Source organism: Legionella stuttgartensis, from assembly GCF_977063405.2.
On sequence record NZ_CDRUHA020000082.1, the window covers coordinates 319,004 to 342,247 of the forward strand.

Genomic DNA, 23,244 nt, shown 5'->3' on the forward strand with positions numbered 1-23,244 from the left:
ATAAGTTGTTTCTATATATGCACCACGCAGACTTTGATAAAATTACTTTGCAATAGGGCATCACGATGGTTAAATAGTAATTATTAATCCTATGAATAAAAAGACAATGAACGAAGTAACAGAACGAAAAGCATTAACAGAATTTACAGAAAAGGCATACCTGGATTATTCAATGTATGTCATTTTAGACAGGGCCTTACCCCATATTGCAGATGGATTAAAGCCTGTTCAGCGACGTATTATTTATGCGATGTCTGAACTGGGTTTGAAGGCAACTGCCAAATATAAAAAATCAGCGCGAACCGTGGGGGATGTGCTGGGTAAGTTCCACCCTCATGGTGATAGTGCCTGTTATGAAGCCATGGTATTAATGGCGCAGCCGTTTTCTTACCGTTATCCTTTTGTGGATGGCCAAGGAAACTGGGGGTCTCCTGATGATCCTAAATCTTTTGCGGCAATGCGTTATACGGAAGCTCGGTTATCTCCTTATGCGGAAGTTTTACTATCAGAGTTATTACAAGGTACTGTAGATTGGGTCGATAATTTTGATGGGACCCTACAAGAACCATCATTACTCCCAGCACGCTTACCTAATATATTATTAAATGGTGCAACAGGTATTGCTGTAGGTATGGCTTCAGATATTCTGCCCCATAACTTGACCGAGGTGGCTAATGCCTGTATCCACTTATTGGATAACCCCGATGCAGATTTAACCGCAATCACCCAATATATTAAGGGACCAGATTTTCCGACCGAAGCTGAAATAATTACCCCGCCTGATGCCATAGCGAATATGTACGAGACTGGTAATGGTTCAATTAAAATGCGGGCCGTTTATTGTCAGGAAAAACAAAATATTGTCATCACTGCGTTACCCTACCAGGTTTCAGGTGCCAAAGTAATCGAGCAAATTGCGTTACAGATGCAACAGAAAAAACTCCCTATGGTGGAGGATTTACGTGATGAATCGGATCATGAACATCCTACACGACTGGTTATTATTCCGCGTTCAAATCGAGTCGATGCCGAAGGATTGATGTCTCATTTATTTGCAACCACAGATTTGGAACGCAGTTATCGAGTTAATTTTAATATGATAGGACTCGATGGCAGACCAAGAGTAAAAAATTTACTCGATATCATAACCGAATGGTTGTCTTATCGATTAACTGTAGTGAGGCGACGCTTAGAGTATCGTTTGGCCAAAGTGCTCGATCGCATCCATGTGCTTGAAGGTTTGCTGATTGCTTATCTAAACATCGATGAAGTCATTGCCATCATTCGTGAACATGAGCAGCCTAAGCAAGGATTAATGTCGCGTTTTAATCTCAGTGATCGTCAGGCTGAAGCGATTTTAGAAATGAAGTTGCGTCATCTAGCAAAACTGGAAGAGATAAAAATCCGCGGTGAGCAGGATGAGCTTTGTGCTGAACGAGATAGTCTGCAAAACATTCTAGCGTCAGAGCAACGCTTAAAAACTCTGATTAAAGAAGAGATTATTAGAGACAGAGACGAGTTTGGTGATGCACGACGTTCACCAATTATTGTACGCCAAGAATCACAAGCATTAAAAGAAGAAGATATTTTACCTAATGAACCCATTACGGTAGTGCTCTCTAAAAAAGGCTGGGTAAGAGCTGCTAAAGGTTATGATGTAATTGGAAGTGAGCTGAGTTATAAAGCTGGCGATGAATTTAAGGCACAAGCCATGGCGCGTTCAAATCAGCAAATCCTCTTTTTCGATAGCGAGGGCAAAGTGTATTCTTTGCCAGGTCATGTTTTGCCATCGGCTCGAGGGCAGGGTGAACCCTTAACCGGGAAGCTTAATCCCGCTGAAGGTGCACTGTTTGAAGCGGTAGTCGGAGGCGAAGCAGAACAGTTGGTGTTATTAGCTGGTGATGCGGGATATGGTTTTATAGCTAAGGTAGGCGATCTTTATGTGAAAAACCGCAACGGTAAAGCATGTATTAAATTGCCTGAATCCAGCCATATTTTGTCACCGCGTATTCTACCCAAACATGAAGAATTGTTCGTTGCCTGTGCGACAAGTGTTGGCCGTTTACTGATTTTTTCAGTGAAAGAGGTACCTGAATTATCTCGAGGAAAGGGAAATAAATTAATCAGTATTCCTGCTGCGAAAGCTGCATCACGTGAAGAGTATGTTATCGACTTGCAAGTGCTCACCGCCGATGACTCACTCACTGTGCATGCAGGTAAACGTCATTTTACGTTGAAAGGTGCGGATCTAGAACATTATAAGGGAGAGCGCGGGCGACGAGGTAATCGTTTGCCACGTGGTTTGCAAAATGTGACCCAATTACAAGTCAATACCTCAGAATAATCTTTAATTAGGATTGTAACCTGGGTGAAGGCATAGCCGAACCCGGGTTATAAGAGATGGTTCAATGTACCCATGCCATGAGTTTTTTTATGATACTGATTCCATCGTTTAATCCCTGGGATTTACTGTAATGATCTATTAAATAATTCATAGTAGTGATAAAGTGCTTGAAGTAATAAGCTAATGTCATTTCCAATAATGGAAAATAGTTTAGATAGGGAAATCTTAGTACCCATGTTAAAAATTTTTACCTTTGTTGCGTGCCTGTTACTAAGCTCCTGTATGGTTGGCCCTAATTATAAGGAGCCGATAAAACCAGTTGTTGCCCATTGGCCAAAAAAGGATGCAACGGTAAAAGAGGCTCCCTTTACAACGACGAAGTGGTGGCGAGTTTTTAATGATCCGGTGCTGACCTCCTTAATATGTCAAGGATATCATAACAACTTGACCCTCCAGAGTGCCGGGGTAAGGGTTTTACAAACCCGAGCGTTATTGGCTCAATCGGTAGGTCAGCTGTATCCGCAACAGCAGGCAGCTATTGGTAATTTCACCTATTATGAGATTGGTGGCAGTGAGCTACAAACGATTCTACCTTCATCCTTTGAAACGTTATCATTAGGTTTTTCTGCGAATTGGGAAATTGATTTTTGGGGTAAATATCGAAGAGCGATTCAAGCCAATGATGCTACATTTTTATCTTCTATCGCTGCATATGATAACGCCTTAGTCACTCTTACCGCAGATATTGCCAGTACGTACATCCAAATTCGTACTTATGAGAGACAAATCAAGGTAACGAAAGCCAACATCGTCGTACAAAGGGAAGGCTTAAAGATAGCCCGGGCTCGATATAATGCGGGTCAAACGAACCTCATCGATGTGGAACAAGCCCAGACTGAGCTTTCGCAAACTGAAGCCTCTTTACCTCCTCTTGTAAATAATTTAGAACAGCAAAAAAATGCCTTAGCTCTTTTATTAGGTACGGTCCCTAATGGGCTTGATGGAGAACTTAGAAAAAGCAAAGGGATTCCCCTCGCCCCTTCTACTGTCGCTGTGGGTATCCCTATCGAAACATTAGCACGTCGTCCGGATATCTATCAGGCGCGCATGGAGGCTATTGCGCAATCCGCTAAAATAGGCGCAACAAAAGCCAACCTGTTCCCATCATTTGCTCTAAATGGAACTTTCGTTTTCTCTTCAAATAGTATTGGTCAAAACTCGATTTCCGATATATTCCAATGGTCAAATCGCTCCATCACAGCTGGCCCAGCAATGACATGGCCCATACTTAACTACGGCCAAATCACTAATGCTGTACGAGCACAAGATGCTGTATTCCAGCAATCTATATTAAGCTACATTAATTTAGTACTCAAAGCGCAGCAAGAAGTTCAAAATAGTATTAGCGCTTATATCGAGGCCAAAAAAGCAGAACGTGCTTTAACCAAAGCAAATACCGCTGCAATTAAAACGTTAAAACTAGCAATAATACGATATGTGGATGGAGAGGTTGACTTCACTCCGGTATTGAATGCTGAGCAACAACAATTAAGCGTGCAGACGTCACTTGTGAATGCACAAGCCAATATTCCGCTGGCATTAGTCTCTCTTTATCGTGCACTGGGTGGTGGCTGGCAAATTCGTGGTGCGAACGATGTGGTACCACAACAAATAAAAGCTGAAATGGCTGCAAGAACGAACTGGGGTACTTTGCTGAAACAGCAAAATCATGAAATTCCGCGCACTAAGAAAGAAAAATTCAAAGAACTTTATTTACCTAAGTGGTAGAGGAAATGCATTAAATTCCCCTCTCTTATTGGGAGAGGGATTAGGGGTGAGGGTATAAGGCTTAGGCTCCTATAAAGAAAAAGGGAAACTTTGGAAAAATAATAAAATGGTATTGGGTATGAACTTTAATAGAGATTCAAAATCAGTCAAAATTGCAGGGATAGCTGTTGCTATTTTACTTCTCATCTATTTGATTTCACATTTTTTTGGCAAAAGTAATGCTCCAACTATTCCCGTTCCCGCAGTGGTGGTGCAAAATCCAATACTTGCGGAGATGGCTGAATATGTGACACAAACAGGGAACACCGTCGCTTATAACTCAGTTAACTTGGTTGCACGCGTAGAGGGTTATCTTGATTCAATTGAGTTTGTTGATGGTACTTTTGTTAAAAAGGGAAAAGAACTCTTTGTAATTCAGCCCGAACCATATTTTGAAAAACTTCGAGCGGCAAAGGCGACTGTGGCCGCAGCAAAAGCATCACTTGTGTATAACAAGTCAGAATATGCCCGCCAGCAGCGTATGTATAAGGAGCATGCCACCTCCCTAAACGAAGTCGAAAAATGGTATGCCAAAACGCTAGAAATTGCGGCCGAATTGGATAAGTCAGAAGCTGAAGAGGTAAATGCAGCGATCAATTACGGTTACACCCATATTTCAGCCCCATTTGATGGCCGCATTGGTCGGCATTTGGTGGACATAGGCAATCTTGTGGGACATGGAGAAGCCACCAATTTAGCCACAATAGAACAGATAAACCCCATCTATGTTTACTTTAATCTGAATGAAATTGATTTAATCAAATTACGCGCGGCGGCTCGTGCACGTGGGTTTAAACCCGAAGATATTAATAAAATTCCTGTTGAAGTAAGCTTACAAAATGATCCTGAGACTAAGTATAAGGCAACGTTAGACTTTGTTAATACAGGTCTTAATGCGTCCACAGGGACTATGGAGCTTCGCGCTATTTTACAAAATAAAGACTACATTTTTGTGCCGGGTCTTTTTGTGCAAGTTCGGGTTGCAATTTCCAGACCTAAAAAACAATTAACAGTGCCAGATACCGCAATCCTTTATGACCAAATCGGCTCTTATGTTTTGACTGTGGATGAGAACAATATAGTGGTGACGAAAAGGGTAACATTAGGCAGTGTAGAAAATGGAATGCGAGCAGTGACCACAGGGCTTACTGCCAAAGACCGAGTAATTATCGAAGGCCTGCAGAATGCGACTCCTGGTAATAAAGTTGAGCCACGTGAGAAGGCGACACAAACAAAAAGTACAGGGGAAGCCAAGCATTAATTGTGTCAGGCGTGCGTTGTTTGGGGGAATTGTTACAACAAGTGAGAACACGGCAGAATGATTTCTAAATTTTTTATTGAGCGGCCTATATTGGCAAACGTTATCGCACTACTCATAGTGCTGTTGGGCGCGGTGGCTGTATTTGTACTACCGGTATCTCAATATCCTGCCATTGTCCCTCCAACCATTCAGGTGACAACTACATATCCAGGTGCGGATGCGAAAACACTCATCAAAACTGTAGCCTTGCCTATTGAGCAGCAAGTGAATGGGGTGGAAAACATGTTGTATATGCAATCCACCAGCACTAATAATGGTACTTATACATTGATTGTTACTTTTTCAATTGGGACGGATCTTAATTTTGCTCAAGTATTGGTGCAAAACCGAGTGCAATCCGCAATGGCCCAGTTACCCGAATCAGTGCAAAAACAAGGGGTTATGGTCCAACAAAAATCCACAGCGATTTTGCAATTTATTACCCTAACATCCAAAAATAATGAATATGATGGGCTGTTCCTTGATAATTATGCTGCCATTAACATGCAAGATGAGTTGTCACGCTTACCCGGTGTAGGAAACGTGCTTATTTTTGGAACCGGGACTTATGCAATGCGTGTTTGGCTGGATCCTAAAAAAATGCTGGCTTATTCTCTTAATCCAAGTGATGTCCTGGAAGCCATTAGCCGTCAAAACCAGGAAGTTTCTTCCGGACAAATTGGCGCCCCTCCAACTGACGGTAAGCCTCCGTACCAATTTACGGTGAATGTCCCAGGACAACTTGCTGATGTCGATCAATTTTCCAATATCATCGTAAAAACAATAGCCCAACAACCCAATCAAACTGCGAATCAAAGTAGTAGTGCCCAAATTGTCCGTATTCGTGATGTTGGACGGGTGGAACTAGGCTCTAACAGCTACAATCAGATCGCGAAACTTAATAACAAACCGGCAGCTGCTATTGGTATTTATCAACTTCCTGGAGCCAACGCACTGCAAGTGGCAACCGAAGTGCGTAAAGCAGTTGAGAAAATGGCAAAGAAATTTCCTCCCGGGATGGAATATTCAATTCCTTTTGATACAACCGTTTTTGTAAAAGCCTCTGTAGACGAAGTATATAAAACCTTGTTCGAAGCGGGCATTTTGGTTTTGATTGTTATTCTGCTTTTTTTACAAAACGCTCGCGCTACTTTGGTACCTACAACCACGGTACCTGTAACCATCATCGGTGCATTCTTTGCCATGCTGGCATTAGGTTATTCCGTTAACCTATTAACATTATTTGCCCTGGTTTTAGCGATTGGGATCGTGGTTGACGATGCGATTGTAATAGTTGAGGGTGTAACCCAACATATTGAAAAAGGCACTCCACCCAAACAATCAGCAATTAACGCCATGACGGAATTAATGGGGCCGATTATTGGTATTACGCTGGTATTAATGGCAGTGTTTGTTCCCGCGGGTTTTATGCCGGGATTAACCGGAGCGATGTATGCTCAGTTTGCATTGGTTATTGCCGCAACCGCATTTATTAGTGCGATTAATGCCATGACCTTAAAGCCTACTCAATGTGCTTTGTGGCTCAGACCAATTGATCCTCAAAAAAAGAAAAACGTTGTTTTTCGTGTATTTGATAAGTATTACTATCCTATTGAAAATACCTATCTCAGATTCATTGACAGACTGGTTCATAACAATAAATCGGTTTGTCTTATTGGTCTTACATTAGTGCTTTTGGCGATTTTAGGCCTCAGTCGCATCCCAACAGGATTTATTCCAATTGAAGACCAGGGCTATGCGATGATGAACGTGCAATTACCAGATGGTTCCAGTTTAGGTCGCACCGAAGCTTTATTGCGCGATTTAAGCGACCAAGTATCTAAAATTGATGGCATAGCCAACGTAATCACTATTGATGGGATTTCGCTTTTAGATAACAGCGCAAGTCTTGCCAACGGTGGGGTTCTTTATGTGATGTTTAAAGATTGGAGCGTACGGGGTAAAAAAGAGGATTTGCTGGCGATGTATAAAGCGCTTAATGCAATCGCGGAAAAAACCTTAGGCGCTAAAATATTGGTGATGATTCCTCCACCAATTCAAGGGTTAGGTACTTCAGGTGGCTTTCAAATGCAAGTTGAATTGCAAGATGGATCATTTGATTATCAAAAATTACAAACCGCCACAGATCAGCTGATACGCTATGCCAGTCAGCAACCTGAATTACAACGGATGATGACTTCTTTTCGTGCTTCAGTGCCTCAGCTTGCTGCGCCAATCAATCGAATCAAAGCAGAAGCTTTGGGAGTTTCTGTAGGCGATGCATCCGATGCATTACAAACCTATCTTGGTTCATCTTATGTGAATTTATTTTCAAAATTCGGGCAGGTATTCCAGGTTTATGTGCAGGCCGATGCAAATTCACGGATGACGATTGGCGACGTTCGTAACTACTATGTAAGAAATAAATCGGGTGAAATGGTGCCATTGGGCACCCTTACGAATATGTCACCTACTGTTGGGCCGTCCATTATTTCTCTTTATAATTTATACCCTTCCAGTAATATTTATGGTGCTGCAGCTCCAGGGTACAGTTCAGGTCAAGCCATGCAAGTTATGGAGCGCTTAGCCAAAGAAGTGTTACCTGCCGGTATTTCTTATGAATGGACGAGTACTGCCTACCAAGAAAAAATTGCCGGAAATATGAGTTATTATATTTTTCTGTTGTCCCTGGTATTGGTGTATTTGATTTTGGCAGGACAATACGAAGATTGGATCGCGCCTGCAGCTATTTTATTAAGTGTACCCCTTGCCTTGATTGGAACGGTACTGGCTTTATCTGCATTAGGTCTTTCCAATAATATGTACACCCAAATTGGAATCTTGCTGCTTATTGCATTGGCGGCAAAAAACGCTATTTTAATTGTTGAAGTGGCACGAGAACAGCACGAGCTTCATGGTAAATCGATTATGGAATCCGCCGTAATTGGTGCAAGAACGCGTTTTCGTCCTATTTTAATGACCTCTTTTGCGTTTATTCTTGGGGTAATGCCTTTAGTATTTGCAACGGGTGCTGGAGCTAATGCACGGAAGTCCATCGGTATTGCTGTATGCAGTGGAATGTTGGCATCGACTTGCTTGGCAGTAGTTTTTGTACCTGCTTTTTTTGTGATGTTGCAAACATGGCATGAGAAAAGAAAAGCTAGGAAAAATGCACATTCGCAAAACTTAGGTAAAGAGGTTGAACTTTAGGCATACAAAAAAAATTAATAGAGAGATTGATGGTTTATCTCTTTCCTTATCCGCGAAACCCGGTAACACACTAGATTCTAAGGATAGTCGCGGGATAGGGAATTAAAAACTAGCTGAGCTCGTCGATTGAATTAATCTTTCGCTAAGGACATAAGGTTGGCATAATATTGGCATGATAAAATATACTCAGAATGTATATATTTGGAGCTTTTATTGTCATTTTCGAATTAACTCTAGGTTTCGCTGCACCACATTGATTAGTTGGATCCCGTGGAGTTCCGCGCTCTATTTACGTCTTTTACCAAAAACATAAGGTTTAGATAATGTTTCGTATGCTAAAATATGATCATAAAGACTATTTTAGGAGTCGGGATGTCATTTTTAAAACATTTCAATGATGTTCTTCAAGCAGGTGAAGGAAATTATCTAAAAAAATTCCAAGAAATAAAACGCGTAGACGTCCAAATCGCCATTTATCAGAAGTTACTTTATAAAGCCGGCGAAGAAGGCAAAGACAGCGCTGCTCAAAAAGCCTTAAATAGTATAAATGACGCCCTCCAAAATTGGTTTCCAGAAGATAATCTAGAAGAAAATCTCGGTCAGGTTATTAACGCAAAAGATGGGAATTATCTAGATGAGTTCAAAAAATTTGAACCAAAAGTCCAAGTTTTAATTTATCGAAAATTACGTGATAAAGCTGTTGAAGAAGGAAATGAAAGTGCTGCTCAAAAGGCTTTAGATAGCATTAATGTTATTCTCCAAAAGAGTCCTTCAAAACTTGATGTACGTAAGGCACTTGGTCATATTATTAAAGCAGGCAAAGAAAACTATTTAACAGCGTTCAAAGAATACGCTGGAAAAGTGGATGTCCAAATCGCAATTTATCAGCAATTACTTCATTTGGCTGCGATAAAGGGCAAGAATAGTGCTGCTCAAAAAGCGTTAGAGGCGATAGATAAGGATTTTGAAAATTGGTCCCCAGAATTTAAAGCACTTAAAGAGTTTAATGATGCATTTAAAGAATATAATGATGCGCTTAAAGATTTTACTGAGCTCCAATCAGGGATAGAGATTGAAAACAAACGCTATGCGGTAGCGAAAGCTAATGCCATATATCAAGATTATTTATATCGAAAAACGTTCGAACGGGTAAAAAATAAAGATAAGTTATTATTTGATCCCCAGGCGCGTTTAGTTTACGAGTTAACACTTACAAAAGAAGAGCGAAAAGAAGTTCTTGATGAAATAAAAGAAGCATTACAATTGCAAGATGATCAAGAATTAAGCGGCTCCAAAGATGTTGAAGATATAGGGGTTTCCAAAAAGATAATAGACTCCATAATGGTTGACGCGAAGCTCAAAGAATTACTTGGCGGTCGCACCCCAACGAAAACAACCTTATGCTCCATTGATTTAGGCTGTATCGATAAAGCTCCTAAAGATAAAGATAGTAAAGAGATTTTTAAAGAGCTACGTACAAAATTTGTGGCAAAGTATGGTAGGCAAAACCTAGTGGCACATCAAAGAGCGAGTATGGTTGCTTCTTTTGAAGAAAGCTATGCCCATATGTGCTTGATGGCGAAGACCTATAGGGGTGTTTCCAAACATTTTGATAAAGAGAAACCTCGAAAGATTACTAAAGCGGATTGGGAAGTCATCCGTCATGAAGCCGCTTTAAAGCTTCAGGATAAAGTGGCTGAAACGTATAAGAAGGCGGTTGCCGAAGCCACGACTCAAGGCGTTGTGGATCTTTATAAACTTAATAAAAATTTGGCAAAAGAACGTGTTAAGCTAGCTGACTTTTCAAAAAAGATACTTATAGAAGGTGTAGTTGAGCATTTAAAAGCAAAAAAGATGGAGCGGACTGAAATTCTCAGGTACATGCAAAATCTAAGCAGTCGTGTAGAGAAACATTCATTTACCGATCGAACTGCTACTGGATACGATTATTTTTATACCTCCAACTATTTGCAACAAGGAATGTTGATAACTGGCACTGAAAGTACGGCACATAATAAACCTCACTATAAAGCAAACTCAGAAGATCAAGCAGCCTTTAGGCGGGTTACTTATACTTACCGAGATGAAGATGGGGTTTTGCAACCGACTTCTGCAGTGAGTTCGCGTATTCCATCTCCAGCGCTGGTTTTTCATGGCATGTCCGATGAGTTAATTAAAAAAGACCTAGTGCAAAAATTTGGTTTTTTGCATGAGCAAATGCGCGCCATGCGTGGTGGAAAAGATGGGCCTGCTGTGGAAAGTTTATTTACCTCCTTTCATTCAGCAGCATACGAGCGATTGGGCGATAATAATAATCGACAACGAGCAAGTGCCTTATACATTATTCAAGCCATGCATGATTTTAACACTCCATGGCACATACGCGTGGAAAAACTCAAGGAGGAAATCGACAAGTTTCAGAAGAAAAATCCTTCTTTGGCGAACGACGTTAAAGTAGCGCAAGATAGTATAAAAAATGTAAAAAATGAGTCACAACTTGAAGATCTAATTAATCAACATAAGGAAACATTTGCAAAGCAACGCTACCTTGAAGGACTTCTATCCGAACTAGAGAGTGCAGAGGCTCAGGCGGCAATACAACAACAAGAACAACCCCCAAAAAATAATTTCTTATACATCCAAAATATAGGTACAAATCGTCAAACTCGAGATTTAGGCTATCGACAGGATCGGGGCATTTTCGATGTTACTGGCTCTTTGGAGTTGGATGATATTACTTTAAGTGCCGAAATGGCGATGCTGCATACCCTACAAGAAAATAGCGCTTTTCTTAGTGATGAAGTAAAAGAACAATTGTCTGGAATTAATGCGAAAGTACTTACGGAGTATCGGAAGTTCCTAGAAGATAAGTCCAGACCAATATATTTTGCTGAATCCAAACAGGGTGAAAACTTAATTAAGGAAATTAGAACTTTTAAAGAAGTATTAAAAAATCAATTGGACAATGAAGCTAAAATAAAAGTTGAAGAAGATAAGATAGAACCTAACCACTTACCTTCACTAGCTTCCAATACCTTAGCTCGCATGATTGCAACCAACCAGCATTGGGACAGTCGCTATGGCCAACTTAGCCAAGCTCTGAGCATGTATATCGAATGGGCATCTACTGGTGGGTGTAAAAGTGGTAATGAACGAAATCAGGATGTCATGTTACGCTTTGGATTATTAAAAAGTATTCATGAACGTGTAGAGCATGCGGGAAATGAGAATGGGTTAAAAGCTCATGAACGCGCTATTTATGAACAAATGACAGCTTATACCAAGGGAGAGACCGCCGATCCTGAGGCATTACGAGCCGCTATTGCTACATCAGTAAGCAAATGTAATATGCACGGTGGGGCTGCGGCGATTTCCCGTGAGGACCAAGGTGGTGCTGCGAAAGTAAGCAGTTTCTCAGCGGTGCAAGATATTAGAAGTCCTTTTTTACAATGGACTGCACGTATTGCCTTATTATCACCCATGCTCCTTATCGTTCCATTGGTTGCATTAGCATTTCCTAAGGTGAGAAAATTCTATTCTGATCTATTTGATACCAACAATGCTGCCGATAAAGAAATGAAACTTGATGCCACCGGGGCAAGTAAGACTCAAGCCCATAAAGGACAAGATAAACGAACCCGCGATGTAGTGCTGCAAGTGCTAAATGACGATCCTTCATTTCAGGGTAAAAACAAATTAACGAGTGCAGAAAAGGATTTATTTAAGGAAGGGCGTATGGAGGAGCTAGAAAAAAAAGAACAGCAAAAGACACCCGAGGCACAAAAGAAACGCGAAGAGCCCAAAGTGGACCCAGTTGTTCTTTCTGATAATTTTGACGGCAGTATAGAGCATTTTAGGAGTTTAGGGGGACGAATACCAGATGCTGAATCACCGCAAGTAGTGTCTAAAAATGTGGTTAACACTTTTGACGGTCCCCCACTACCTGTCCTAACAAAGGATGAAACTCCCTCTGACGGTAGGCAAAACTCAGGCACCACTACACCATCGGTACTAGTCACTAATAAGATGTAACCCGGAGAGCCCGGGTTTCCCTTTGCTGCCCCCGGGCTACAATCGGGCTATTTCAAACTACAAAGGTCGCTAATTTGCTGTTTTATCTCCAAAGACAATTGCGTCATAGGCAAAGTAGCCAATGCCGCGCGTTGGTATAAACGTCTTATTTCGGGATTATCGATAGAGTCTAAATGCAAGGCGATGGTTTGGACATCGCCTCTGGCTAATGGTCCAGTTAGTGATTCTGCAATCTGTTCGGTTTGGAGTAAGTTGTTTAGATTTCCTTGCATTAAATTAACCATCATTTGTCGACTTTGTTGGCTATTAATTCCTGCGTTTAGCAATAATTCTTCACTGCAGGCTGCTAAGGTAATTAAATAATTTGATGCCATGCATGCTGCAGCATGATAGGTTGCTTTTGCTTGGGGATTAATGGTGATGAGATGTGCCTCTAACTTCGTAAACGAACTTCTCAACCATTCACATACTTCCTGATCACCTTCTAAAACACAATCAACTTGTTTAAATGCAGTGGGCTCAAGATAGTTTGTCTTAAACGCTTTTAAAGGATGAAAACTTGCAACCAAACAGCCCTCTCTTTTTAATGGGGCAAGTAAGGCCGAGCTGAGTACACCGCTGCAATGAATGACAAAGCTTCCTGGTTTTAAAATGGCACTATGAGCTAAAGTTCTAACAACATCCTCAATGGCATCATCATTACAACAGATAAAGGTGACCTCTGCTGCGGTTAAGTGCTCTATTTGGTCGATTGGTTGCCCCAAACCTATCTCATCACATGCTTTTTGGGCGCTGTGAAAACTTCGGTTACAAATAGAAATTGATGAGATGAACTGCGCTTTAAACAAGGATAGAGCTATATTTTTACCTAGCCGACCTGCTCCTATGAGATTGCATTTCATGTTTTTTTCTTGCCTAAAAATAGAGTAGGTTAACTGCTTAATAACTTTTTTATAGAGCGAAAAGAGTGCTCTTTTACGTCAGTTTTTGCCTGCCTTATTGAGAATCTATCATAGCAATGTTCAATAAGGTATTAAAAATGCAATTTTAGCAAAAAATCATCACCACTTGGGGCAATTATTGGTTATAATACTCTCAATTTGTCATATTGAGAAATGAATTATGCCTTTCATCGTACAGGGAAATGCACAACAAATGTTCCAAGCTTTTGGACAGGACTGGGCAATTGCAGAGCAAAAAAATGACATAAAAATAATTTGTAGGGAAGTCATTAATTTTCTTGGCACTATGCCGCAAGCGATAAAACATTTAAATATTTGGCAAAAACAAGCATCAGCAACGCATTTTCTGCAGGGTAATATGACTGCAGGTAATTTGGGTTATTTATTTGGTCCCGAGCCTCTAAAGAAGAAAGGTGAAGCCTCAGAAGTTTATCGTGCTCATTTGATTCGCCAAGATTTCGCTTATATTGATGACGCAGGACAAGACTGTGGTCTCATGGTGATGTATCGAAAGGATGACCCAAAACAATGGGTAATAGGCTTAATGAGAAAAGGCCATGCAGTGCCAAAGGACCGGGAAATTATTTGCGCAGCGAGTTTTGATTTACAACCGTTTATTAAAGCACCTGACTCGGGGATGACTATTTCTGCTGTGTCCTCTCTAGAACAAGTATTTAATCAGCTTGGTTCTGCGCTGCCGAAATATTTAATCCAAAATGCATTCAATGTTGATAATGGAATCAATTTACGCTTTCAACGTGTTGCGCTATTGATGCAAAAGTTACATGTAGGTCAGGATGCAGCAACAATTCGTGCCTCTATTCCTTTTCGCGAACTAAATTTTCATGCCTTATTTACAGACAATCCAGCTTTAGATTTGCTTGTTCATTACAAAATACTGAATGAGTTTTCTTTACCTGCCTCCTTAATCAAGGAACTTTTGTTGCCTTCCAGCCAATTATGTAAGGAAATTTTGGGAATTCAATTCACCGATGATGAGCGGATTAATAAGAGTCTATTAAAAATCATCATCACATTTTATGAAAAAGGGCTTCTCGAACAAAACCGGGATCTACTGAAGAATTTGAATTTTATTAAAAAATTCAGTGGTTTTATGTGGAATGAGACGCAAATTAAATTAATTCCCTTTTTAATTCAACAAAACTACCCTGAAGATTTAATCCGTCTTATTTTATCTGATGAAGCGTATTATCAGGCTATAGATAGCTTAGTTACATTAGAGCCGGCACTTACGGAAGATGTCCCCCAATTTTTTAAAGACTCTAAAAAACTCGAGGAGTTAAGGTTAATTCATTCTCTACCCGATGAAGACTGTAAGCGACTTTGTTTGATTTTTTGGGTTAAAGGATCTTTATCTTTCGATGGTTATCAATCAATAATTGAAGCAACAAGAGAATATCCCTTATTGGCTTCGACCTTGGTTGCTTTGGATCAAAGGAAAACCCACAGTATTCAAGAACTGTACAGAATTGCATTAAGTCCTCGCAACCATTTGTATGAATCAATCCTGCATCATTTTAGGGAAGAACTTGCAGACCTAGACAATCCTTCTTCTTATTTACGGCGTTTAATGCCGCCAGAAATTGAAGCTGCGAGTAAGGCTCTACTTTTATTAAGGGAGTCAGGAGTATGGGAGTCTAAGGCAATAAACCCAGAGGCTTATCAATGGGTGTTGGATAAAAATCATAAGGCGCAAGCCCTACGTCTGTTTTTACCGCAGTTGAAACATATTGAAAAGAATACTCGAAAGGTATTAATAAAGGTTCTCTATGCTGGTGTACAAAATGGGATTCAGACTCAAGGCAATGCGGTCCTTGCAATAAAAGATCCAGAGCAATTGGCTTTAGCTACAAGTTTACGAGAGCGGTTTATTTGCGTCAGCCAAATGCAAGATTTAAAGCTCAAAAATGAGATAGTTGAATTCGCGGCAAAGGAAGAAGATGAAAGTGAAAAAGCCAAGCGCTTTCGCCAGGTTATTTTACGAGTTGAAGCACAATTTAAAATAATTCATGAGCGGTTGTATGGGGCGGCTTCAGCGGCTTCAGATAGACCAACGCTTGAGGAATGGAATCAAGCAGAAGAGGCCTATAGAAAAACATTATACACTAACGCTTATAAAATGCTTTCGAATCCTGAATTAGCAGAAGAACTGAAGGGCGAATTAAAGAAAGCTGAACAGAAAATTCTTGATATTGTTGATCCCAAAATCGAGTCATATCTTTACAAGGCGATAATTGTCCTTGCTAATATAGTGATTACCGCTTGTTCAGTTTTCGGAGCTAATGGATATAAATACCACAAGACTGGAAATTGTTGGTTTTTTAATCAAACCAGATCAGGAGAAGAGATCCGTGCTCTTGATAAAGAAGTCCTGAAGCTTATAGAACCCAAAAACGAGGATGAAAATGAGGTTTGGTCATTCACTCCATGTTGTAAAATGAGTTAAACAAGTGTAGCCCGTAATAGGCTACAGCCTTAGCCCGAGAACTTATCTCCCTCCGGGCTAGGGCATTCTTACTCACAGGCACTAACTTGCTGAGTTATAATAAAAAAAGTAAAAAAACATCGTATGTAAGACCATTTTTTAGTGATGTGGTTGGCACTTGAACCGTACTGTTTAGTTTCCTTGTTATCTGTTTTAAAATTATTCTTGAACTTATTGAATATTTCTGCTTAATATGAACTATTCTAAAGGACGACTGTGATTTAATGGATTAAACATATGGGAATTCCAAAAAAGGCGCTAACACATAGCCAACTCACTTATTCTGAAAAAACTCCTATCTCGGATAGCTCTCATCAAACATTTCAGGTTACCTTTGAAGAAGATGGTGTTATCAAGAAGGCTTTCTTTAAAAAATTAGAACCTAAAAATCACTACCCCGAATTATTAGCCAAAATAAGTGTAGCTACTTCATCATTCAAAAGGTTGTTCCAAGGAAAAAGATCGGCCGAAGAGCGCTTGGTATTTGAGCAGTATAATATTGAATTAATGTCGGATAATAATCCACAGAAAGAGAACACACTCTTTATTAAATTAGATAAACACGATTCGCTGAAATACGTTGTTAAGACTCCCGAAGGATTGGTTAAAGAAGATACAATTTTAATAAAAGATATACCAGGTTTTAATCCTGAACAGCCTTTGACGATAGAGCAGCTTCAAACGGTAAAAGGTCATATTCTAGAAATCACAGCAAAAAGGGGGCACACCCAAGATAAATTAATCGGAACACTATCCATTGGCGTGGAAGATTTTAAACCTTTTCATTTCTCTAAAGAAGGTATACCTGTTAACAGTACATTAAAGGAACAAGTTGCGCCCAGCGTAAAAACACTTATTGAGAAAAACATCATGGAGATTTTGCTTGGCAGATGGTTTCTTGATGATGATGATGCGCATCCACATAACCTTAGTTTAGCCGGTGACATCGATTTCGATATGTTTTTCTATTGGTTCACTATCTACATGAAAGAGCCAAGATCAGTAATCGGCGTCCCTAAAAAACACATTACCCTGACTGTTCGTGATTATGAGGCTTTTCCTAATGTTCAGGACTCGGTGCCTTATCACTGGCCACATTACACACATCCTGGACAAGAGACTATTCCGGTAATCGTACCTGGGGTACAAGAACTGGCGCTTAAACAATTGCCTAAAGCTTATGCCGACCCAGTTGAGTTCGCACGATTAGCGCAAAATTCTGTTGCCCAAGAACAAAAGTTCGCTGCGGCGTTAAAAGCTTTATTAACGTTCCAGCCTGAAGTTCAACGCAAACGCTTAACAGAGCTCTTCGGTGATCTGCCTTTAAATTACACCTCCTTAGATGAAACCGATCCCCTTTTAACGAAAAAATACGAAGAGATGTATCCTCGTTTTTGTAATGAAAAAACGAACAAAGAATCATTCGTTGATTTTATGATGAACTTATATCAGGAACATTATGATAATTTGTACCGGGTTGTAGTCTTTTATATGGGATGTATGGATAACGGATATGGGTTACCGTTACCCCCCACGTATTTGGCGCTTTACCAAAAGCCATCTTTTTATCGCAAGGTAGAGGAATGGGCCAAAGAGGAAAATAAAACAAACTATACTAAAGAGGAGCCGCTTAAGTATGATCTTGGTGAATTGCAAAAACGTTATCACCAAGTTTGGCGAGATGCGTTTGCTCCTATAATGAAAGAGTTAATTTATAGCTCCTATAGACTAACAAACGATTTATTGAAAGAGGCTACGAATCCGCCATATGTTCAAATCTCTGAACTGGTGAGTAAAAATGCCACCGATGAAACCTTAACCAGTGCATGGGAATTATTTGGAAATCTCCCCTTACTTTCTGCCGACACTCTTGAGTCAAAAATTAGTGTAGATAAGGACAGTAAATTGCGAGATGCATTATTATCGATGGTCGCTTTTGTTAATGAATTTCGGGCGGTCACAAAAGCTTATTATGAAAAGGAACGCAAGGATCTTACAGAAGAAGATAATCTCGATTTTTCAAATAAACTAAGTTTACTTTATCAAACGAATAACTTAAAAATTCGCCAAGCTTTAGCAAACACGACAACGCATGCCGCTGAATTTAATGGAATTGCTTCAAGTCTTAAGTTGATAGCCGACCAGGTCAGTTTCCAATTGCATTTGACCACTACCGATGAGCTCATGGAAAAAGCAGTGCTTTCAGTAAAAAGGGATGTCTTGCCTTTTACCCATGAAGATATAAAAAAACAATATCAGGACTCATTATTTGTTTGGGCAAAAAGCCTTAAGCCTGAGGATTTAGAACGTTATATTAATGAAATTATTGATAAAAAATATGCTCCTTTATTGCCTGCAATATCATTTCGTCAACGAGAGGAACCCGTGAAACAATATTTAAAGACGAGTGGAAGCGAAAGTGGTGATAATCGCTTGGCTTATGTTTTAAGTTCTGGAACTCATGATAACGGCGCATTGAATACTCAGCTAATCCTTGGGCTTACCCCGCTTATGTTACAAAAACATCCTATACCCAGTATTGATTTGGCAATCAGGGATAAGGATAAGAGTTTTGAAAAAGGCATCGCTGATTTTACAAGCGATGTAGTATCTTTTGCGAAGGAAAACAAGCGATTTACTCACCCTTATAGTGATGGAGGCATCAACATGATGTATAAGGCGATTTATGATTGGGTAGATACATTAACTCCTAAATCATTTAAGAGCTTAATCAACTCTACATTAAAAAAATATGAATCACAAACATGGGGAAGCATAATAGGTGTGACCAGGAGATCAGAAGTAGAAGGGTATATAGATGGAAATTGTAATTCGAAAGCTCTTGCCATGATCTTTATGAATGGAGGTGAGTCGTCAACATTAAATGAGTGTTTGTTTGTCAAAATAGTAGAAACAATTAAAAAGGAAGTCTCTAAATATCCATTGATGCTGCAAGAGCAAAAATATCAAGTAGTGGACCAATTTCAAATGACTGAAACGCACAAAGCGTTTTATCTTGCCAATCTGAAATATCATCGTGAAACGATTTGTGCTTCGCATCGTCAGTTACAAATTACCTCTGGAGAAAGTAGTAATAGTAAGGACGTTACCCCCGTATATTTGTGAGCATGTGAAGTATAGGTTATGATCCCTTTTTTAAAAACGCGGTGCGAGTTTCACATGTCTTTTGATTTAATAAAAACATTACCTCAATATCTGATTCCTCAGCATGGCCTTACGACCCTTGCGGGTTGTTTGGCAGATGTAAAAAATGTAAAAGTAAAAAACTATATTATTCAACGATTTATAAGGAAATATCAGGTTAATATGAGTGAGGCTTTAATCGAAGATCCCACCGCATACGCTTGTTTTAATGATTTTTTTATCCGCCAGTTAAAACCCGAATGTAGACCATTGGCCAACGCGGACATCATCTCACCGGTAGATGGTTGTATTAGTGAACTCGGAACTATAGAGCAAGGTCAATTAATTCAGGCAAAAGGCCATTATTATTCGGTTGCAGATCTTTTAGCATGCGATAAAGATAAGGCATCTCAATTTATAAATGGGTGTTTTGCTACAGTGTATTTATCGCCTAAAGATTATCATCGGGTGCATATGCCTATGGATGCCGAAATCGTATCCATGACCTATGTTCCCGGGGCCTTATTTTCAGTACAACCTTCAACGGTTCGGGTTGTGCCGAAATTATTTGCGCGTAATGAACGCCTGGCAATCTTTTTTTCCACTAAAGTAGGTCCTATGGTGATGGTGATGGTGGGAGCCACTATAGTTGGCGCGATAGGAACCAGTTGGCATGGGGACATCAAACGAAGTAAGAATCGTGTTGATTTTGAATACAACAAAGATAAGGATCAAACGATGATGGCCCAAGGTGATGAGATGGGCTACTTTAAATTAGGTTCCACGGTTGTCTTGTTATTTGCAAATGGCGCGCAAGTGCATTGGAATGAAGCTTTAAACGCAGGGAGTGCTATACGTTTAGGTGAGGCATTAGGCGAAATTAAATAGCAGTTAACCTGAGGAAATCTTTGTCGTACCCCCCAAGATGACCTTGTACAAAATGTAGCCCTGAGGAGCGCAGCAGAATCTGAAGGTTCCGTTGCACCCAACTACAGTTTGACTCCCATTAATTTAGCGCAAACAGCGTTCCTAAGTTCTTGTTTATAGCATTTTGATAAACGACAGAGGCCACACTTAAGTCTTGTATGGAGAGCCCTACCGATTTGAATACGGTGATTTTGTTTTTGTACTCTACATTTTTTTGTATTAACCAATTACCAAGCTCAACAATATCTTCTTGTTTTAACTGATTTTGCTGTATCGCACTAATGATTTCACCTGCTTCAGCCATAACAGCACTCAATTGATCAACAATCACTACCGAGTGTTTAAGGACTTCGCCACTTATTTCTTTCATCATAGAAGTATGTGAACCTATGGCATTAATATGAACATGAGGTTGTAGGTCGTGCAAGTGGATTAATGGCTCGGTGCTTGCAGTCGCTGTACAGATAATATCCGCATCTTTAATCGCTAAAGAAATGTGATCACATACATTGATGCTATATTGGTTGGCGAATTGAGCTGCAAATTGTTCTGCATTTTTAATATTCCTTGACCATACGGATACTTGCTTTATATCACGCACAGTCGAGACAGCTTGCAGTTGAGTCTCTGCTTGAACCCCTGAGCCGATGATGGCAATATGAGTTGCGTTATCGGTTGCAAAATATTGGGTTGCCAATCCAGAAATCGCCCCGGTTCTTAACGCAGTGAGATAACTCGCATCCATGAGTGCTTGAGGTTCGCCCGTGGTCGCATCAAGTAACATGATAAAACCGGTAATAGAAGGTTTATTGCGAGTGCTATTTTTGGGAAAAATAGAGGCCACTTTCAGACCCAACGCTTTCTCTTGAGCTAGATATGCAGGCATGGTTAAAGTGAGCGCTTCTTCTTCCTCAATGGTGATCCCCGTTCTTAATGGTAATTTAACCTGTTGTTTTGCTAATTGAATAAATGCATTTTCCATTGCTTTAATCGCTTGGCTCATGGTGATGCTTTGTTTGACTTCATCTAAGGATAATATGCGAAGACTCATAATAATTTTTAACCTCTAAATTCTTTAGTTAAAGCGGATAATAAAGTGGGATATTTGAAATTAAACTGATACTCTGACAATCGCTGCGGCATAACAGTTTGTCCAGATAATAATAACTCCTCACCCATCTGACCAAATAAAAGTTGTGTTGCCCATGCAGGTATCCACATCAGCGCCGGTTTTCCGAGGACCTGAGCGAAGGTTTTGGTAAAGGTTTTTTGTGACACCTGTTGCGGTGCTACCAGATTTATCGGTCCTGTAATTTCAGGGCGTGATATCAAAAACCGGATCGCCTCAACGAGGTCGGTGCTATCAATCCATGCCAGGGGCTGCTCTCCAGAGCCAATCACTGCTCCCATTCCATATCGAGCAGGTAATTCCAATTTCTTTAACATGCCCCCGCCACGCTTTAAAATCACACCAAAACGCATTATAGTAACCGGCATACCCGCTGCAAAGCCTTTTTTTGCAGCTTCTTCCCACTGAGTAACCAATTGATTTGCAAAACTGGTTTCAGACGAACCGATAGGTGTTGTTTCCGTAAAAGTAATATTGTCTTGTCCCAGTTTTTTCTGGAGGCCATAAATGCTAACAGCACTTGCATTATACAAATGTGGTTTTTTTGTGGTGGCTTTGATACCCCAAAGTACCAATTGGTTGGTCCTTTTTATGCGACTTGAAAGCAGCTTTTCTTTTGTTTTAGTACTCCACCGATGATCTGCAATGTTTTCGCCTGTCAAATTAACGATCACATCAAACTCATTTGGATTTAATGTATTAAGCTCATCCCAAGTGACCGCATGAACTGTATTTGAAAAGATGCGTTTAATTTTCTCTTTATCTCGTCCAATCACATAAATGTTATGTTCGGACTGAAGTAATTCGGGGACTAATAACTGACCGACTAATCCTGTTCCGCCGCAAATAATGATGTTCAAGCGATCCTCCTTAGAGTTGATCTAAATACTTTCAGCAAATTTACTTTAATCCATTTATGAAAAACAGACTATTTATGTCTATCCTTTATTTAATACTATTTAAGGGAATAACCATCATGTCTAAAAAAAGTTTAGTTAGAATAATTGGTATGAGTAGTATATTTTTTTCCACCGTCACACTCGCAGCAACGAATAAGAGCTTGTCTAAGGATGAATGGCTTACTGCTTTTAAAGAACTCGCCCCATCAAAGATGTGTCGCCGCTTAGTTGATGATCCTAAGACCAATACATTGCTGCAAAATGCAAATATTAACTATGATAAATGTGTGACATTAATTCCTGCAAGTTTTGATAAATGTCAAACTAAGTTTTATTCAGAGCTTCCCCAAAATATAAACGATAAAAATGTATCCATATGGAGCAAAAAATTGGGGAATTGCATCGGCCTCGATTTTTATTCGAATAATCTCTTAAGCACTGCTAATAAGGCAACACCACCATCATCTCCTCCTCCAGCCACCACATCGCCAACAATAGCAAAACCCGGTGATATGAGCAAAGAGGAATGGTTAAACGATCTCACTCTAGTGTCACCGAAGCTAATCTGCGGAAGACTGATGGAGGATCATTTATTTCACAAAAAGTTGACTAAAAAGGGGATAACTACTGAGAAATGCCTAAATTTAATGCCCAATAGTATCGCTGCATGTGAAAAAGAACTTAGTCCTAAGATACCCATGACTTTAGACAAAAAAAATCAAGATAAATGGAGTAGAACGATTGGCAAGTGCATTGGCGCAACTTTTGCCAAGCAATATTTAAAGTAAAGTAATGAAGAGTTGATGGTACAATTTTGGAAGAAAAAGTCAGTATTGTTTGAGTGTTCTCAAGTGTACAATGGTACCGAGAAGAGGACTCGAACCTCCACGGAGTTGCCCCCACTAGCACCTGAAGCTAGCGTGTCTACCAATTCCACCACCTCGGCATTGTGGCGCTAAGTTAC

General features: G+C 40.0%; 12 protein-coding genes and 1 tRNA gene. 9 read left to right on the plus strand and 4 right to left on the minus strand.

Going from position 1 to position 23,244, the window contains the following annotated elements; all coding sequences use genetic code 11:
- Nucleotides 1-106 precede the first annotated feature (106 nt).
- The 5 genes from parC (at nucleotide 107) to ACWTEW_RS29340 (ending at nucleotide 12,713) form a co-directional block, all read left to right on the plus strand.
- Complete coding sequence (gene parC / locus ACWTEW_RS29320) at nucleotides 107-2,344, plus strand: DNA topoisomerase IV subunit A (RefSeq protein ID WP_454781550.1); 2,238 nt, start codon at nucleotides 107-109, stop codon at nucleotides 2,342-2,344.
- Between the two features lie 234 nt (nucleotides 2,345-2,578).
- The gene (locus ACWTEW_RS29325) at nucleotides 2,579-4,132 is read left to right on the plus strand and encodes an efflux transporter outer membrane subunit (RefSeq protein ID WP_454781713.1); all 1,554 of its coding nucleotides are present in this window, start codon (nucleotides 2,579-2,581) and stop codon (nucleotides 4,130-4,132) included.
- Nucleotides 4,133-4,250: 118 nt separating this feature from the next.
- The gene (locus ACWTEW_RS29330; protein ID WP_454781551.1) at nucleotides 4,251-5,432 is read left to right on the plus strand and encodes an efflux RND transporter periplasmic adaptor subunit; all 1,182 of its coding nucleotides are present in this window, start codon (nucleotides 4,251-4,253) and stop codon (nucleotides 5,430-5,432) included.
- A 57-nt stretch (nucleotides 5,433-5,489) separates the two neighbouring features.
- Nucleotides 5,490-8,681 carry an efflux RND transporter permease subunit gene (locus ACWTEW_RS29335; protein WP_454781552.1) on the plus strand — a complete coding sequence of 1,064 codons (3,192 nt, stop codon included), beginning with the start codon at nucleotides 5,490-5,492 and terminating at the stop codon, nucleotides 8,679-8,681.
- A gap of 372 nt (nucleotides 8,682-9,053) precedes the next feature.
- Complete coding sequence (locus ACWTEW_RS29340; protein ID WP_454781553.1) at nucleotides 9,054-12,713, plus strand: hypothetical protein; 3,660 nt, start codon at nucleotides 9,054-9,056, stop codon at nucleotides 12,711-12,713.
- A gap of 47 nt (nucleotides 12,714-12,760) precedes the next feature.
- Here the strand turns inward: ACWTEW_RS29340 and ACWTEW_RS29345 are convergent, their stop codons facing one another.
- Nucleotides 12,761-13,636, minus strand: a complete 876-nt coding sequence (locus tag ACWTEW_RS29345) for a Rossmann-like and DUF2520 domain-containing protein (RefSeq protein ID WP_454781714.1) — start codon at nucleotides 13,634-13,636, stop codon at nucleotides 12,761-12,763.
- Nucleotides 13,637-13,835: 199 nt separating this feature from the next.
- Here ACWTEW_RS29345 and ACWTEW_RS29350 point away from each other — a divergent pair, with 199 nt between their 5' ends.
- From ACWTEW_RS29350 to asd, 3 genes are all read left to right on the plus strand, one after another.
- Nucleotides 13,836-16,142, plus strand: coding sequence for a hypothetical protein (locus tag ACWTEW_RS29350; RefSeq protein WP_454781554.1), 2,307 nt, complete (start codon nucleotides 13,836-13,838; stop codon nucleotides 16,140-16,142).
- Between the two features lie 276 nt (nucleotides 16,143-16,418).
- Nucleotides 16,419-19,307, plus strand: coding sequence for a hypothetical protein (locus ACWTEW_RS29355; RefSeq protein WP_454781555.1), 2,889 nt, complete (start codon nucleotides 16,419-16,421; stop codon nucleotides 19,305-19,307).
- A gap of 54 nt (nucleotides 19,308-19,361) precedes the next feature.
- A complete protein-coding gene (asd, locus tag ACWTEW_RS29360) occupies nucleotides 19,362-20,213 on the plus strand; it encodes an archaetidylserine decarboxylase (RefSeq protein ID WP_454781556.1) in 852 nt (283 codons plus the stop codon).
- 118 nt (nucleotides 20,214-20,331) lie between these two features.
- On the opposite strand, the gene ACWTEW_RS29365 is transcribed toward asd, so the two are convergent.
- Both ACWTEW_RS29365 and ACWTEW_RS29370 read right to left on the minus strand, forming a co-directional pair.
- On the minus strand, nucleotides 20,332-21,303 hold the full coding sequence (locus ACWTEW_RS29365) for an ornithine cyclodeaminase family protein (protein ID WP_454781557.1): 972 nt from the start codon (nucleotides 21,301-21,303) through the stop codon (nucleotides 20,332-20,334).
- An 8-nt stretch (nucleotides 21,304-21,311) separates the two neighbouring features.
- Nucleotides 21,312-22,241, minus strand: coding sequence for a TIGR01777 family oxidoreductase (locus ACWTEW_RS29370; protein ID WP_454781558.1), 930 nt, complete (start codon nucleotides 22,239-22,241; stop codon nucleotides 21,312-21,314).
- Between the two features lie 116 nt (nucleotides 22,242-22,357).
- Here ACWTEW_RS29370 and ACWTEW_RS29375 point away from each other — a divergent pair, with 116 nt between their 5' ends.
- Nucleotides 22,358-23,068: a hypothetical protein gene (locus tag ACWTEW_RS29375; protein ID WP_454781559.1), complete on the plus strand. Its 711-nt coding sequence runs from the start codon at nucleotides 22,358-22,360 to the stop codon at nucleotides 23,066-23,068.
- A gap of 71 nt (nucleotides 23,069-23,139) precedes the next feature.
- Here ACWTEW_RS29375 and ACWTEW_RS29380 read toward each other — a convergent pair.
- Nucleotides 23,140-23,226, minus strand: a tRNA-Leu gene (locus ACWTEW_RS29380).
- Nucleotides 23,227-23,244: the final 18 nt, after the last annotated feature.